Raw genomic sequence first — 337 nt, forward strand, 5'->3', positions numbered from 1 at the left:
CGGCGGCGGCAAGCAGCATCAACCTAAGTCAGCCGGCCATGAGCGCGGCCGTCGCCCGGCTGCGCGATTATTTCAACGATGAACTGTTTACGATGAGCGGCCGCGAACGTGTTCTTACAACGCGTGCGGAAACACTCGCCCCCGCAGTTCGCGGCGCACTCCTGCACATCCAGTGCTCGATTATTTCTTGGGATCCGTTTGACCCGGCTCAATCCGATCGCCGCTTCCGGATTGTGGTTTCCGATTTCGTTACACTTGTGTTTTTCGAAAAGGTCGTGGAGCGTGTTGCACGCGAAGCACCCGCCGTCAGCTTCGAATTGCTGCCGCTCGACGACGA

General features: G+C 58.8%; 1 protein-coding gene. It reads left to right on the plus strand.

The window, feature by feature from the left end; genetic code table 11:
* A partial coding sequence (locus tag AC0L2V_RS32275; RefSeq protein WP_473522199.1) for a LysR family transcriptional regulator occupies window positions 1-337 on the plus strand: 337 nt, incomplete at both ends.

Source organism: Mesorhizobium sp. WSM4814, from assembly GCF_055811595.1.